The organism is Iodobacter sp. CM08 (assembly GCF_033446605.1).
Lineage (GTDB): Bacteria > Pseudomonadota > Gammaproteobacteria > Burkholderiales > Chitinibacteraceae > Iodobacter.
Genome location: NZ_JAWQUO010000015.1, coordinates 115,867 through 130,887, shown reverse-complemented (window position 1 = coordinate 130,887; position 15,021 = coordinate 115,867). Strand labels below are relative to the sequence as shown.

Sequence of the window (15,021 nt, the reverse complement as noted above, 5' to 3'; positions counted from 1 at the left end):
AACAGGACAGTGAAACACCTTAGCGCCGATGATAGTGCAGATTACCTGTGTGAAAGTAGGTCATCGCCAGACACCTTATGTAGTAAACAAAACCCCCGTACTCGAAAGAGGCGGGGGTTTTGCTATATTAGTGAAGCAGTAGTTTTTATTGCTTAAAAAATATGAGATAAGTTGCTGAGTAAGATAAGCAGCTTTTACAAGTTAAAGTCTGGTGACCATAGCAAGGTGGGCCCACTCCTTCCCATCCCGAACAGGACAGTGAAACACCTTAGCGCCGATGATAGTGCAGATTACCTGTGTGAAAGTAGGTCATTACCAGACACCTTATTGTAGTGTGAAAAATAAAAAACCCCGATATCCCTTGATATCGGGGTTTTTTTGTATAGGATTTATGTGTTTATGATTATTTATTACCTAGAGGCATAACAGTTTTTCCGTACATTTCATTTAATATTTGGGCCATCGCAGTATAAATAGCAGATGCGCCACAAATAACACCTTCAATTCCGGCTATTTGTTTAATGATGGCGTTGCCTGTGTAGTCACCAATGGCTAATAGAGCGAAAAGAATGGTTAGCGAGCCAAATATAAACTGTGTGGCTTTATTTAGCTTTAACGTGCCAATAAATAGAAATGCGGTAAAGATGCCCCACATAGCTAGGTAGGCGGTCATGCTATTGACTGAGGCTGCTTCTGCAAGTCCTAGCTTGGGAAGGATCAGTAGGGCAACTAGCGTGAGCCAGAACATGCCGTAAGAGGTAAATGCAACGGTGCCAAACGTATTGCCTTTCTTCCACTCTAAAACTCCTGCAATAACCTGAGCAATGCCACCATAGAAGATCCCCATGGCTAATATCATGGCGCTAAGCTCAATGGCGCCTGCGTTGTGCAAATTAAGTAATACCGTAGTCATACCAAAGCCGAGTAGCCCTAATGGTGCAGGGTTGGCGGTTTGGTCTGGAATATGAAGGCTTTGGGGCATATTTATATCTGTTTGAATTTTAAGGAGGCGCGATTATACCTAGCCTTGTGACTGAAAAAGTTGGCTTAGATTAACTTGGCAGTATTTACGGGTTAAAAGCATGTAGCTTATTGTTTATGCAGAGTAAATTACAGCAGCATTACTAACGGGGGCTTTACTCAGAAACATTATTTGCTAGTGTTTTTGGTGAAAAATTGATGGTTATTACTGCGCTATTTTGTTATGGGCGTAAGTTATAACTTGGATGCTGTTACGATGAAGTGGTAGATAAATAAGGGGACAAAGATGATTAAGAGCATTATTTCTGATATGGATGGTGTGATTTACCGTGGTAAGCAACTCATACCCGGTGCGAATGAATTTGTTCAGCGTTTATTGAGTACTCAATTGCCTTTTTTATTTTTAACGAATAACGCAGAGCAAACGCCTCTCGATTTAAAATTAAAACTTGAAGCGCTGGGTATTCATGGTTTAACTGAAGGTAATTTTATTACCAGTGCCATGGCGACGGCCATGTTTTTACGTAGCCAAAAAGAGCGTGCCACGGTATTTATTATTGGCGGGGGCGGCTTGATTAATGAGCTTTACAATGTTGGGTTTTCGATTTCAGAAAGTAAGCCTGATTATGTGGTGGTGGCTAAATCAAGTAGTTTTAATTTTGAACAAATGAAAAAAGCGGTGCGCTTTATCGATGGAGGGGCCAAATTTATTGGCACCAATCCAGATATGATTGATCCGGTAGAAGGGGGGAGTGAGCCTGCGGCTGGGACTATCTTGGCGGCGATTTCGGCGGCTACGGGTAAGAAGCCATATATTGTTGGCAAGCCTAATGCACTGATGATGACGCTAGCGACGCGTAAATTAGGCGTGCACCCTGAAGACACCTTAATGGTGGGTGATCGAATGGACACAGATATTGTTGGCGGGATGGAGGCGGGGATGAAGACTGCCTTGGTGCTTTCAGGGGTATCAACCATGGACATGATTGAGCAATTCCCTTATAAGCCAGATTATGTGTTTAACCATGTGGGTGAGATCGACTTCACTAGCCTTTAAGTGCCGATGGTTGGCTTATTGCCGTGCAAGTATAGAAGTGTACTGCCAAGGCATTAGGTTTGTCTTGGCAGTACTGTAGCGTTATCTTCTATCGTTAAGATTTGATTGCTAGCGAGCCTTCAGCCGCTAATTCGCGAATTTTCTTGATGGTTTCTACATCATTTTGCTGCCATGCGGCTTTCAAAAACTTTGCATATTCCTCTTCTTCGCCTTGATCATCTTGAGGTGTCTGGTAATGAAAGCGTACAAATAGCATGCCCGTTTCAGGCTCTTCAATTTGCATGAGTAGCGTGCCGCCGCCATGTTGCTCACTTGGCTCGGTATCGTAGCGTAGATGTTGTTCGTGCACTAAGTGGATGCGGTCTTGAATATGCATTGCGCCGATAATCATTTTGCGAAGCAGGTGTAGCGAGCTGCGCTCTATGATTTCAACGTGGTCGACGTGTGGCATAAAAACATCGGGGCATTCGGCGCGGATCAATAGGCCTTTCCAAAGCTCGGCGCGAGTTAGGACTAAATCATTGGATGGATCGTTAACTGCGACAAGGTGTTCGAGTTGCAAAATAGCTCTCCTTCAAAACGGCTAGTATAGCGAATTGTGTTGTGAGTATTGTGGATTTGCTGTGAGTGTTATGAGTAGGCGCCGGCAGCGTAGTAGTGGTGTAATAGACGAAAAAAAAGGATTTCAGGCTGAGCCTTGAAATCCTTAATTTATCTGTACTTTACGAGTGGTGCCCGGGGTCGGACTCGAACCGACACACCTTGCGGCGAGGGATTTTGAGTCCCTTGCGTCTACCAATTTCGCCACCCGGGCTCGTTCAGTGCAGGAGTCGGATTATGTAGGAACACTTTTCTGTTGGCAAGCGTTATTTACAGAAAATAGACTTTGTTTTCTAGGACATTACATAGTGTATTGATATAAAAGATTATTTTTTTATATCAATCTTGCTGCTGCATTCCCCAGGCTGAACAAAAAAAGCGGTAAAGAGGCGAATGAGTCAGCAAGCCTTATGTTTAAGCTGAAGGTTCCTTGCCTTTTGTGCTGTTTTTTAGCTCTAGTGCGCGTTCATAAAGGGCATTTTTAGGTGCGCCGCTAATGGATACGGCTAGGGCTACTGCTTGTTTGAGCGGTAGTTCGGCAATGAGGGGGAGTAAAATTTTGTCGTAATCTGCGCCATCGGCTTTTTCTGCTTTTGGGGCAGCGTTTACCACGATGACAGATTCACCACGTTCTTGATTGCTATCACTGGCTACCCATGCCGCGAGTTCGCCTAGCGGTAGGCGGCGGATGGTTTCAAAGGTTTTGGTGATTTCACGGCAAAGCACTGCTTCACGCTCTGGGCCGAATACAGCCGCCATATCGGCGAGGCAATCAACGATACGGTGTGGTGCTTCGTAGAATACACAAATAAAGCTTTGTTCTTTAAGCTCCGCCAGTGCATCACAACGTTGTTTGGTTTTAGGCGGTAAGAAGCCATAAAACAGTGCATGTGGGGATACAAAGCCGCTGGCAGAAAGAGCTGTAGTCAGTGCCGACGCACCGGGTACTGGGATAATCTTGCAGCCCGCGGCATGGGCTGCGGCTGCAAGTAATGCACCAGGATCTGAGACTGCGGGTGTTCCTGCATCAGAGACTTGCGCAATTGTTTCGCCAGCAAGCATGCGGGCAACGAGTTTTTCAGCCATGCTGTGTTCATTGTGCTCACGCAAAGACACCATCGGCGTTGAAATATTAAAGTGTTTAAGTAACTGCCCAGTGACACGGGTATCTTCCGCCGCGATCACATCGGCACCTTTTAGGGCGGCAATGGCGCGAGGCGTCATGTCGTTAAGGTTACCGATAGGGGTGGCGACCACATATAATGCGGACTTAATAATAGGAATGGATTCGGTATGCACGCCAAGGCTCTCCTTTTTGCTTCGGAACGGCGCAGTGCGCTAGGAGCCGTACTATACGGTGCTCTACTCTTAACTGCCATAGCTGGCTGCGCTGCGGCCCCTGTTGTGGCTCATTCAGAGAGTAAGCCTGCGTATTCGATTGCCGCACCAGTGACGAGCGCGGTTGAGCAAAAAGGAGCTGCTGTTGTTGTAAATCCAGTTGTGCAAATAAAACCTGTAGTGGGCGCTGGTTTTATCGCGGTTTTATTACCTGGCAAGAGCAAGGCGATGCGTCCAGCCGTGGATGCGATTAAGGCGGGGGTATTGGCCGCTGAAAGAGCAAATGCAAATGCTGATCTGCCTGCGGTTAAAATTTTTGATACTGAGGATGTGCCGGTTGAAGTGTTTGAGCAGTTTCAGCGCTTGCGCGATCAAGGGGCGATAGCGGTGATTGGGCCTTTAACTAAGCCTTCAATTAACTATTTAGCGGATATTGGTGATTTTGATATTCCGGTGATTGCTTTAAATTCCTTTGATGAACGCACCTTACGTCGCGCCCAGCTTTATAGCTTTTCTTTATCTATAGAGCAAGAAGCACAGCAGGCAGCAAGGCAGATGTTTGATGAGGGTTTGCGCATGCCCTTGGTATTGCAAGGCGATAGCCCGCTGTCTACTCGAATGGTGCAAGGTTTTGGGGATGCATGGAAAGAAGCTAATGGTGTGCCACCTAAGGTCTTTATGCTGAAAGACGCACGCAGCCAAGCGCAGGACTTGCGTAATCAATTAAAAGATGGCGAACATGATTCAGTGTTTTTTGCCGCCAATGCGCGGCAAACACGGCTGTCTCGGCCTTTTATAGGGAATGAGCGCCCCGTTTTTGCCACTAGCCAAATTAATCCTGGTCATTTAAGTAGAACGGCTGTAGTGGATATGAGTGGCATTCGTTATCTAGAAACACCGTGGATTTTGCAGCCTAGTAATAGTGAGTATGCCTTGTTGAATCGCACTCGATCCCAATCTAACGATGTAGAGAGATTATTTGCTCTGGGCGTGGATGCTTGGAAGCTGGCTATTTTATTAAGCAATAAAGCAGAAATTAATTTTGATGGTTTAAGCGGGCATATCAGCATGGGAAGTGGAGGATTAGTAGAGCGGGAGCTCACGCTGAATAGCTTTAATAGTGGCGATGATCGCCCCGCAGCCAATCCAGCTCCATGAATACACTAGGCCTTGCGGCAGAAAATGCTGCGGTGATTTTCTTGCAGCAACAGGGCTTAAAAATCATTGTGCGTAATTGGCAATGCAAACGTGGTGAAATTGACATAGTTGCTAAAGACGGTAACACCTTAGTATTTGTAGAAGTACGGCAGCGCCGTAATACGCGCTTTGGCGGAGCGGCTGCCAGCATAGGGCCAGCAAAACGCGCTAAACTGCGAGCAACGGCTCAATATTACCTATTAAAAGTTTCTCCTTTACCACTTTGCCGCTTTGATGCAATTTGCATTGAAGGGGAAACAATCAACTGGCTCAAAAACTGTATAGACGCCACTGAGGGATAAAAATGGATTTAGCACAACGTATTCGACAGCATTTTCTGGATAGTATCGACGCCAAACAAATGGCGATGGAATTGCTCTCCCCCGGCATTCGAATTGGCGCAGAGAAAATGGTGCAAACCTTTATCTCTGATGGCAAAATTCTAACTTGCGGTAATGGGGGGTCCGCCGCCGATGCGCAGCACTTTGCGGCCGAAATGGTCGGGCGTTTTGAGCGTGAGCGCCCAGGTTTAGCGGCGGTGGCTTTATCGACAGATACCTCTGCAATTACCGCGATTGCCAATGACTACGACTATGACTTGGTTTTTTCTAAGCAAGTGCATGCATTAGGGCGTCCTGGTGATTTACTGATTGCGATTTCTACATCGGGTAACTCGGCCAATGTGATTTCTGCTATTCACGCGGCTCATGATAGGCAAATGAATGTGATCGCTTTTACTGGCCGCGATGGCGGGCAAATTGGCGAGATTTTATCTGGTGATGATGTGCATTTGTGTGTGCCAGTGCAGCGCACCGCGCGTATTCAGGAAGTACATATCACCATGATTCATGCACTATGTGATGCGGTGGACTATATGCTGTTGGGCGGCGAATGATGCAGCTAAAAAACGCACTACTCGCAATGGGGCTGGCAGCGTCTTTGTCTGCCTGCGTACCTCTTTTACTGGTTGGTGGTGTGGCGGTAGGGGCTATGGTTGGCTCGGATCCGCGTAAATCAGAAATGATCAAAACTGATTTTGATTTAAGCTCACAAATTAGTAGTGATTTAATTGATACGTGGAAAGACAAAGCGCATATCAATGTCAGTGCTTTTAACGGCGTTATTTTGCTAACAGGCGAAGTCCCCGATGAAGCAGCCAAAGCAAAGGCATATGAGATTGCCCAGCGCCAAACGAAAGTTCGCAAAATCCACAATGAAATTGTGATTACAACGCCTTCTACCGCTGCAAATCGTCTCTACGATACGCAACTTACTGCGCGGGTTAAAAGCGCCTTGCTGACCGATGCAAATGATGCTGATGCGCTGCACTTGCAGGTGATTACCGAGCGCAGTGTGGTTTACCTGATGGGGGTGAGCAAGCCCGAGATTGCAGACTCTGCTGCCCGTGCTGCCAGCCGTGTATCGGGTGTGCGCCAGGTGGTGAAATTGGTTGAGCCATTAACTCTTAACTAAGCCTGCGCTAAGGCACGTGCTATCAGGCCTCGATTACCGATAGTCGGCTGGATCATGGCTCCTTTGCTTGTTTATGCGTTTAGCTTACAAGGAAGGGGCCGTATTCAAGCTTCGCATGCTAAAATTAGCCAATGTGAATTTGCGCTTTTAAGCCGATTACAAGTCTGCCTTCCCTATTACTTTTTGGAGCCTCGGATGACATCCTCGATTTTTGCCGCAGTAGAAATGGCCCCCCGTGATCCTATTTTGGGTCTGAATGAAGCCTTCAATGCCGATAAACGTGCTGGTAAGGTCAATCTGGGTGTAGGTGTGTATTACGATGACAATGGCAAAATCCCATTGCTGGCTGCGGTAAAAGCGGCAGAAAAAAACCGTATGGATGCACAGCCACCGCGCGGCTACCAAGCGATTGAAGGCTTGGGTTTATACAATCAAGCGGTACAAAACTTGGTGTTTGGTGCGACCAGTGAATTAGTCACATCGGGCCGAGTGGTCACAGCAGAAGCCTTGGGCGGTACCGGTGCTCTGAAAATAGGCGCTGATTTGCTCAAACGCCTTGATGCCAATGCCAGCGTGTATATCAGTGATCCAAGCTGGGAAAATCACCGTGCTTTGTTTGAATCGGCTGGTTTTAAAGTTGAAAACTACGCCTATTACGATGTAGCTACTCGTGGCGTTAATTTTGCGGGTATGAAGGCCGCTCTATTAAGCATGCCAGCGGGCTCTATCGTGGTGCTGCATGCTTGCTGCCACAACCCAACTGGTGCGGACATGACTGATGCACAATGGGCCGAAGTGGTAGACGCCTGCCGTGAAAGCCATTTGGTTCCGTTCCTAGATATGGCTTACCAAGGTTTTGCGGATGGCATTGAGGAAGATGCGATTGCCGTGCGTTTGTTCTCTGCTTCTGGCCTGCAATTTTTTGTTTCTAGCTCTTTTTCTAAAAGCTTCTCAATGTATGGCGAGCGCGTAGGTGCTTTGTCTATCGTGACAGAAAGCAAAGAGGAAGCGGGCCGTGTGCTTAGCCAGCTAAAACGCGTGATTCGTACTAATTACTCCAACCCGCCAATCCATGGCGGCGCGGTTGTGGCTGCGGTGTTATCTAGCCCAGAACTACGTCAGCAGTGGGAAGACGAATTGGCAGGTATGCGTGATCGTATTCGTGCCATGCGCACCAGCTTGGTAGAAAAACTGGCAGAGCGTGGTGTGGCGCAGGATTTCAGCTTTGTAGCGGCTCAGCGCGGTATGTTCTCTTATACCGGCCTGACAGCGGCTCAAGTTGAAGTACTGAAAGATGAATATGGTATTTACGCTGTTTCAACTGGGCGTATTTGCTTAGCTGCGCTGAATACTAAAAATATTGATTATGTAGCCGATGCGATTGCTAAAGTGCTGTAAGTGTTAATGGCGGATTTTTGCCTTGCATTATAAAAAAGCCCACGATTTCGTGGGCTTTTTCGTTCCATTCGTTCGGTCTAATGATTAACGGGCGTTATTCGCGCGAGAAAAAAACGATAAGCACTGCTTTGCATTACCCCCCCCCATATGTCACTTCAGTTGTTAATTGCAGTACGCGAGAAGTCTTTAGGTCTGAATCCTAGCGCAAACAACGCGGCAAAATAAACACCTGCTCCGGCAATAACCAGCACGCTGAGCCAGCCGACGCGCAGTAGCTTAGTCATTTCGGCAAAGTGAGGGATGAAGTGCAGTAAGCCCAGCAATAGCCCGCTCATGATCATAACCCCAGCCACAATCCGTAGCATAAAGGGCTTCCAGTTTGCCTGTGGGGTGTAATAGCCTCGTAAACGCAGCGTGCGGTATAGCAGCCCTGCATTTAAGCAAGCGCCTAAACTCATCCCCAGCGTTAACCCCGCATGCTTGAAGGGGAGTACCCATAAAAAGAGTAGGTTGATGGCTAAAGTGGCAAACAGCGTAATTAAGCCAATACGCACAACGGTTTTAATCTCTTGGCGGGCGTAAAACGCGGGGGCGAGGATTTTAATCAAGATTAAACCGATTAAACCGACGCTATAGCCGACCAGCGCTTGCTGCGTCATAAGCGCATCATGGATGGTAAATTTACCGCTTTGAAACAGGGTTAGCGTTAGTGGCCCAGCAAGGATGGCTAAGGCAACTGTGGCGGGCAGACATAGCATGATGCATAGGCGCAGCCCCCAATCTAACAAACGGTCGTAGCTGGCTTGATCATTACTAGCATGGCTGCGGGCTAGGCTGGGTAATAGGATCGTCCCTAGCGCCACGCCAAGCACGCCAGTAGGGAACTCCATAAGCCTATCGGCGTAGTAAATCCATGAAACACTGCCGGAAGCCAAGAAAGAGGCGAGGTTTGAGTTAATAATTAAGCTGATTTGCGCCACCGATACGCCAAAAATAGCAGGGCCCATTTGTTTAATGACTCGCCAAACGCCTTCGTCTTTAATATCTAGCTTGGGCCACATCAGCATGCCCAGTTTGGCTAAGTGGGGAAGTTGATAGCAAAGCTGAGCCACGCCGCCAATTAATACTGCAATGGCGAGGGCAAAAATAGGCCTATCCATCAGCGGGGCCAGCCAAAGCGCGCAGGCAATAAATGAAATATTAAGGAGTGTGGGCACAAAAGCGGGGACAGAAAAACGGTTGTAGGTATTTAAAATACTGCCCACTAATGAAGAAAGCGAAATCAATAAAATATAGGGAAACATATAGCGGAGCAGTTCTACTGCTAAATCAAATTTAGCGGCATCTTTAGCAAAACCAGCAGCAGAAAAATAAATAATCAATGGTGCTGCTAAAACACCCAAGAGCGTGACAATCACGAGTACCAAGGTCAGCATGCCGGCAATTTTGGCGATAAATTCTTTGGTTTCTGCTTCACCTTTACGAGATTTGTATTCGGCCAGAGTGGGGACAAAAGCTTGGGAAAAAGCGCCCTCGGCAAAAATACGCCGCAGCATATTGGGTAGCTTAAATGCGGTAAAGAAGACGTCTGTGCCAGCACCTGCGCCAAACGCATGCGCAATAATGGTGTCGCGTACAAAACCCAGAATACGAGAGACCAGCGTCATGGAGCTGACTGCCGCTAGTGTTTTTAAGAGGTTCATAATGAGGGTTTGAGTAGTGAGGGCGCAATTATAAGGCCGGATCTTATCTGTATTGCAAGCTATGCGAATGCCTGTGGAATTTATGGGAAAAGGATACGTTTTTTTGGGGGAGGCGCGCCTTGTTGAGGTTTGCTGCGCAGAAGTGCTTGCCAGAAGCTAAAAGTGGGGCTATCATCGCCGGTTTCCGAATTAGCCCGATTTTTGGGCAAGCCCGTCTCAGGAGTTTCAAAACATGGCTAACAGTGCCCAAGCTCGCAAGCGTGCACGTCAGGCTGAGAAAGCCCGCCAGCACAATACCAGCCAGCGTTCCGCTTTCCGCACCGCGATCAAAAAGGTGCTGAAGGCTGTGGAAGCAGGTGATAAAGCTGCGGCTCAGACTGTCTTCCAACAGTCCGTCAGTATCATTGACCGTATCGCTGATAAAGAAATCTTCCACAAGAACAAGGCAGCTCGTCATAAGAGCCGTCTGTCTGCAGCAATCAAGGCTATGGCCTAATTCTGTAGATGTTCGAGTGAAGAAAACCCCAGCCTAGGCTGGGGTTTTTGTTCGTTTGGGCCTTTAATTAGCGGCGTAGTGGCGGCATTCTTAGCCTAAATGCGGGCATTAAACGCTGGTAGTCGGCCTCTTCAAAAGTAAATAAATATTCAGTTTCATTGTTGCTAACGACTAGATTAGTAAGGCGTACAAAGCGCCCAGTTTCTTTCCAGATGGCTGCAGCTAAGCGTTCGCTAAGCCACTGAGGGCTGTCCGAGCTACTACATTCCGCGCTAAGGTTTAATAGGCAAGTGTCGCGACTGAAAGGGCGCTGCTCATGCCATAGGGTTACAATGCCTTCACGCGCTAGGCTGTGTAGGCAACGTTTAGCCTCAAAGCATGAAAGTGGGGCGATGCTCAACTGAAGCTGCAAATCAATAGTCATAATGCTCGCTCCTTTATAATGACTTAGCGGCCTGTTACTTAGGCGACCGTCGCGAAAAAATGACCGGTTCGAGACAGATTTCACGCATCTAGCTATTTAACGCGAAAGTGCGTGGAATATAGCCGAATCCAGAGTTTTTGCAGTAGGTCCGCCTTAAGTTCGACAGGCTGCTAGCTAGTTTGAATCTTATAGGGGTTTATGGCGGGTGTTTTGACCGTATATCGGCAGAGCGAATGCGTTTATGCTAAATTCTATCAACGATGTAAGACGGGCCTGATTAGATGTCGCAAGTGGATTCAGAACACCTTCCTTTACCGCGCATTCTTGTCGTGGATGATTCTCGCATTGTTCGGGCGACAATCAAAAAGCACCTTGGTATTGCCTACGATGTGATTGAAGAGGCTGATGGTGAGGCAGGCTGGCAGCGGCTTCTGGCCGATGAAAGCATTCAGTTGCTGATCTCTGACTTAACCATGCCTGAGCTCGATGGTTTGGGCTTATTGGCCCGCGTGCGCGGTGCTGGTGATGGGCGTTTGTATTTGTTGCCGGTGATTATTATCTCGGGTGAAGAAGACGATGCCACTAAGCAAAAATGTGTTGAATGTGGTGCTACAGACTTTATTACAAAATCAACCGATAGAGCTGAAATGCTCGCACGTGTTGCCGCTAATATTCAATTGGCCGCGATTCAGCAAGAGCTAGTCATTGCACGCACGGAGAAGGCGCAGGAGATTGCTCGGGATAGCATGACTGGGGTTTCAAGCTCGAATTTGCTGATGTTGCAAATGGAGCAATCTATGGCCTATGCGCTGCGGCACAATTCTGAAGTGACTTTGCTCTTATTAGAGATCGATCATTATCAGCCGCTAAAGCAAAAGCTTGGCGAGCGCTTGGCTGATCAAATGCTGAGCTTGTTAGCTAAGCTTTTGGCGGCCAAATTGCGCCGAGAAGACACGCTGGCCCATGTGGATGGGCCGCAGTTTGCGATTGTGGCACCAGGCACTTCTTTATCGGAAGTGCGAGTCATGGCCGAGCGCTTAAGGCAAGGCGTAGCAGCGGCCAGAATTAATTATCGAGATGAACGCTTAACGGTGACCGCTAGCGTGGCGGTGGCTAACTCTTGGCATGATGATACCCATTCGGCTCCTGCCTTGTTTAGCAAGGCCACTATGAGGCTGTATGGCTCTACTGGGCCTAATCGTATTTTAATGCCGGATGAGAACGTCAATCGGCTGCCGGTATTAACATTGGCAGACGCTTTATTGATGCTGCATAAGGGCCAGCAAGCCGAGGTTGCGCCACATCTGCCTGCTTTGCTAACAAGCTTGCAGCCACTGCTTGATTTGGCTAATGCAGAATATGGGCTGGATTGGTCTTTAGGCTTTTTATCGGATAAGGCATAGGGGGCGCTGGTCCTCAGCTAACTCCCCGTTTATAGCACCAGCTCTGCGCTTGGATGTTCTATTTTGCGCTGTTCTACAAACAAGCTGTTTCCCTGCTTACTTTTGGCAAGATGTTTGGCGTGGGTCGCTGCTGCAGCCACTTCGTGGTGGGTGAGGTAGCGATCTTTGCGGGCTTCGATCACCCCAATGGATAGGCTGCTGAGTGGAAAATTCTGCACCACGCCACGGCGATCCTCACTGCTATAGCTGTTTGCTAAAACGTGCTCTGGCTCAAACAAGCTTTTTACCCTCTGCTCAAATTCTTTGAGCAAGCTCTGGCAGCGGCTTTTCCAATCTGAGGAGCGAAATAGCACCATAAAATCATCGCCGCCAATATGGCCAACAAAATCAATTTGTGGGTCGGCAATGCCAAGAAGTAACTCCCCTAACATTCGAATCATGCTATCACCACGGGCATAGCCATAGACATCGTTATAAGGCTTAAAGTGGTCTAGATCGATATACGCCACAGTAAACGGGCGCTGCTCTGCGAGCAGCACTTCCATATGCTCTTGGATAGGCACATTGCCTGGCAATAAGGTCAGTGGATTGGCATGGCGGGCGGCGCGTATTTGTAATTCGGTGATGGCTCGCATTAAGTCATGGCCAGTTCCCATGCCTAGATAATGGCCTTGCTCGGTAATGATAAAGCCATCCGCCAAATGGCGGTGGTCGGCTGCGGTCACTAATTGGGATAGTTCTTGCAGGCTAGTGGAGTGCTCCACAATCAGCGGGTTGCAATCCATGAGTGCTTTGCAGGGTTTATTGCCATAAAGCTCGTGGGCAAAAGGGCGGCCAAAGTATTCGATGACTTCATGGCGGCGTAATAGGCCGACCGGTCGATGATCATCAATCACCGGCAGGGCATGAATTTGGGGGTGTTTGCTAAAGATACGGCAGATTTCTGCACCGCTTTGCCTAGGGGAAACGGTGGGCACTTCAACCAGTAATTGGCCTGCTGTTTGCTCATTCAGTACACCAGAACGAGGGTCTTTTTCGAGTAAATTAAGATTGAGTTTTCGCGGCGGGTGCGCCTGTGGCAGGGCAATAAAGTAGCCTTGTACATAGCTAATGCCAATCTTTTGCACGATTTGTAAATCAGCTTGCGATTCAATGCCTTCTGCAATAACCCGTGCACCGGTATTGATGGCGATATGTTGGATTGATCGAACAAATTGTCTTTTTTGTGCGTCGCAAGCTAAGCCTTGAATAAAGTATTTATCTATCTTAACGAATTCTGGTTTGAGCTCCGACCATAACCGTAATGATGAAAAGCCTTCTCCTAAATCATCCAGCGCAATCTTAAACCCCATATCGCGGTAGTGGAGCAGGGCTTCTTTAAGTAGTGCGTAATCGTGGGTAGGTTGCGTTTCGGTTAGCTCAATCACCACGCGCTGCGGCGCAAGACCTGCGGCATTTAATAGTGCGAGGGTGGCGCCCGGTTTGAAGTCTTGTTCTGCTAAACAAGATGGGATCACATTTAAAAACAAACGCCCAGCCAGCTCTTCTTTTACAAAGGCCTGAATAACAGCTTTACGGCAGGCAAAATCAAGGGCGTGTAAACAGCCTAATTTTTCAGCAGTGCGAAAAAGATTAATGGGGGAATGTAAAAAGCTGGATGAAGGGCCTCTAATCAGCCCTTCATAGCCGTAAATTTCACCATCTCTTGTTGACGCAATCGGTTGAAAAAGTGCCGTCAATAAATTTTGGCTAATGATATTTTCTAGTTCTTGCCTAAGCATTTCTAGGCTGGGATTTGCAGTCATGTGAAGCCAGATATTCAGCGTAGGCATAAAGAATAACAGTGAATAGTTACGCTCGCATGACAGATGATTATCTCAGGTGATCTAGTGATATGGATGGGTTAAATTAATTGTGCTTCTTTTAATTCGTTCTTTAAATAGGCATAGAAAATAGGCGCAGCCACAAGGCCGGGTAGGCCAAATATGGACTCCATTAGCAGCATGGCCAGAAGTAGCTCCCATGCAAAAGCATGGATGCGCCCACCAACAATGCGCGCATTTAAGAAATACTCGAATTTATGAACAATCACTAAGAAAGCTAATGAGCCTGCTGCTACTGAGGCTGAAACGCTCATGCTCACGGCCACAATGGCTGTGTTAGAAATTAGATTGCCAATCACAGGCAATAAGCCCGCTAAAAAGGTAATGACAATTAATGTTTTAGTGAGTGGCAGGGAAACGCCGCATGAAGGTAACACTACCGCCAAGTAGACTAAGGTAAAAAACGTATTGAGCGCAGAAATACGTACTTGGGCAAACACGATTTGTCTGAATGAGTGAGCCAAACGGGCGCAGCGAGTTTGTAGGGCATCGAGCAGGGGCGCTTTATCTTGGCTGTTGTGGTGTAAAGACAGCATGGCACCAATCACCATGGCGATCAGCATTTGCGCCAATGTATGGCCGGTGCGAGCACCAATTTGCTGTAGCTGAGCGATGTGCTTATCTGACCACTGGTAAAAGGCGGTTTTCCACGCCGTTACATCTTGCGGCAGGCTTTCTAACATCCAAGCGGGCAGCCAGTTGGCCAGCTCATGATGCAAGGCTTCGGCAATTTCACCTGATTTACGCATGATGCTAGGCATGGACGCCGATTCGCCATGAAACACCGATGCCAAGCTAAAACCCAGTAAGACCAGCAACAAGATAATAAAGGCGGCAAAGATAATCAGTGCAACCGGTTTGGCACGCTTGGGTGGCAAGCGGCAAATGAAAGGGGCTTGCGCGGCTTGCGCTACCAATTCATAAACCAATAGCCCTATCAGTAAGGCGGGTAGCAGGTGATTTAGCATGACAATAAGTAGAAACAACCCAATCATGAAATAACTGGCAATACGCGTGTAGCGGTCTAGCTTAAGCATGGGTCATCCAGAGTGAGGTAGTTGGGGCACG

Annotated in this window: 15 protein-coding genes, 1 tRNA gene and 1 rRNA gene; 9 read left to right on the top strand and 8 right to left on the bottom strand. The window is 47.7% G+C overall.

Annotated features, from left to right (window positions below; all coding sequences use genetic code 11):
* Window positions 1-207 precede the first annotated feature (207 nt).
* Window positions 208-321: ribosomal RNA gene (rrf, locus tag R6242_RS10715) — 5S ribosomal RNA — on the top strand.
* Window positions 322-403: 82 nt separating this feature from the next.
* Here rrf and R6242_RS10710 read toward each other — a convergent pair.
* On the bottom strand, window positions 404-982 hold the full coding sequence (locus R6242_RS10710; RefSeq protein ID WP_318426567.1) for an acetate uptake transporter: 579 nt from the start codon (window positions 980-982) through the stop codon (window positions 404-406).
* Window positions 983-1,267: 285 nt separating this feature from the next.
* Between R6242_RS10710 and R6242_RS10705 the strand changes: the two genes are divergently transcribed.
* Window positions 1,268-2,038, top strand: a complete 771-nt coding sequence (locus R6242_RS10705) for an HAD-IIA family hydrolase (RefSeq protein WP_318426565.1) — start codon at window positions 1,268-1,270, stop codon at window positions 2,036-2,038.
* Between the two features lie 94 nt (window positions 2,039-2,132).
* Here the strand turns inward: R6242_RS10705 and R6242_RS10700 are convergent, their stop codons facing one another.
* From R6242_RS10700 to rsmI, 3 genes are all read right to left on the bottom strand, one after another.
* On the bottom strand, window positions 2,133-2,600 hold the full coding sequence (locus tag R6242_RS10700; RefSeq protein WP_293935107.1) for an AtaL-like protein: 468 nt from the start codon (window positions 2,598-2,600) through the stop codon (window positions 2,133-2,135).
* Between the two features lie 167 nt (window positions 2,601-2,767).
* Window positions 2,768-2,852 (bottom strand) — tRNA-Leu (locus R6242_RS10695).
* Between the two features lie 200 nt (window positions 2,853-3,052).
* Window positions 3,053-3,937 (bottom strand): 16S rRNA (cytidine(1402)-2'-O)-methyltransferase, encoded by an 885-nt coding sequence (rsmI, locus tag R6242_RS10690; protein WP_318426562.1) that lies wholly within the window; start codon window positions 3,935-3,937, stop codon window positions 3,053-3,055.
* Between rsmI and R6242_RS10685 the strand changes: the two genes are divergently transcribed.
* The 5 genes from R6242_RS10685 (at window position 3,932) to R6242_RS10665 (ending at window position 8,044) form a co-directional block, all read left to right on the top strand.
* Window positions 3,932-5,134 (top strand): penicillin-binding protein activator, encoded by a 1,203-nt coding sequence (locus R6242_RS10685; RefSeq protein WP_293935104.1) that lies wholly within the window; start codon window positions 3,932-3,934, stop codon window positions 5,132-5,134. The genes rsmI and R6242_RS10685 overlap by 6 nt on opposite strands.
* Window positions 5,131-5,475 (top strand): YraN family protein, encoded by a 345-nt coding sequence (locus R6242_RS10680; RefSeq protein ID WP_293935101.1) that lies wholly within the window; start codon window positions 5,131-5,133, stop codon window positions 5,473-5,475. Before R6242_RS10685 ends, R6242_RS10680 begins: the two co-directional genes overlap by 4 nt.
* A gap of 2 nt (window positions 5,476-5,477) precedes the next feature.
* A complete protein-coding gene (locus R6242_RS10675; RefSeq protein ID WP_046351375.1) occupies window positions 5,478-6,068 on the top strand; it encodes a phosphoheptose isomerase in 591 nt (196 codons plus the stop codon).
* A complete protein-coding gene (locus R6242_RS10670) occupies window positions 6,065-6,646 on the top strand; it encodes a BON domain-containing protein (protein ID WP_318426559.1) in 582 nt (193 codons plus the stop codon). The genes R6242_RS10675 and R6242_RS10670 overlap by 4 nt, the downstream gene beginning before the upstream one ends.
* A 195-nt stretch (window positions 6,647-6,841) precedes the next feature.
* A complete protein-coding gene (locus R6242_RS10665; protein WP_318426557.1) occupies window positions 6,842-8,044 on the top strand; it encodes an amino acid aminotransferase in 1,203 nt (400 codons plus the stop codon).
* Window positions 8,045-8,199: 155 nt separating this feature from the next.
* Here R6242_RS10665 and murJ read toward each other — a convergent pair whose 3' ends face one another.
* A complete protein-coding gene (gene murJ, locus R6242_RS10660) occupies window positions 8,200-9,747 on the bottom strand; it encodes a murein biosynthesis integral membrane protein MurJ (protein ID WP_293933080.1) in 1,548 nt (515 codons plus the stop codon).
* A gap of 232 nt (window positions 9,748-9,979) precedes the next feature.
* On the opposite strand from murJ, the gene rpsT reads away from it, so the two are divergent.
* A complete protein-coding gene (gene rpsT / locus R6242_RS10655) occupies window positions 9,980-10,243 on the top strand; it encodes a 30S ribosomal protein S20 (RefSeq protein ID WP_099398629.1) in 264 nt (87 codons plus the stop codon).
* A 67-nt stretch (window positions 10,244-10,310) separates the two neighbouring features.
* Here rpsT and R6242_RS10650 read toward each other — a convergent pair whose 3' ends face one another.
* Complete coding sequence (locus R6242_RS10650; RefSeq protein ID WP_318426551.1) at window positions 10,311-10,667, bottom strand: hypothetical protein; 357 nt, start codon at window positions 10,665-10,667, stop codon at window positions 10,311-10,313.
* Between the two features lie 329 nt (window positions 10,668-10,996).
* On the opposite strand from R6242_RS10650, the gene R6242_RS10645 reads away from it, so the two are divergent.
* The gene (locus R6242_RS10645; RefSeq protein WP_318426549.1) at window positions 10,997-12,070 is read left to right on the top strand and encodes a diguanylate cyclase domain-containing protein; all 1,074 of its coding nucleotides are present in this window, start codon (window positions 10,997-10,999) and stop codon (window positions 12,068-12,070) included.
* Between the two features lie 29 nt (window positions 12,071-12,099).
* Here the strand turns inward: R6242_RS10645 and R6242_RS10640 are convergent, their stop codons facing one another.
* Together R6242_RS10640 and R6242_RS10635 are read right to left on the bottom strand one after the other, a co-directional pair.
* A complete protein-coding gene (locus R6242_RS10640) occupies window positions 12,100-13,875 on the bottom strand; it encodes a GGDEF domain-containing protein (protein WP_318426547.1) in 1,776 nt (591 codons plus the stop codon).
* A gap of 98 nt (window positions 13,876-13,973) precedes the next feature.
* Window positions 13,974-14,990: an AI-2E family transporter gene (locus tag R6242_RS10635; protein WP_318426545.1), complete on the bottom strand. Its 1,017-nt coding sequence runs from the start codon at window positions 14,988-14,990 to the stop codon at window positions 13,974-13,976.
* Window positions 14,991-15,021 lie beyond the last annotated feature (31 nt).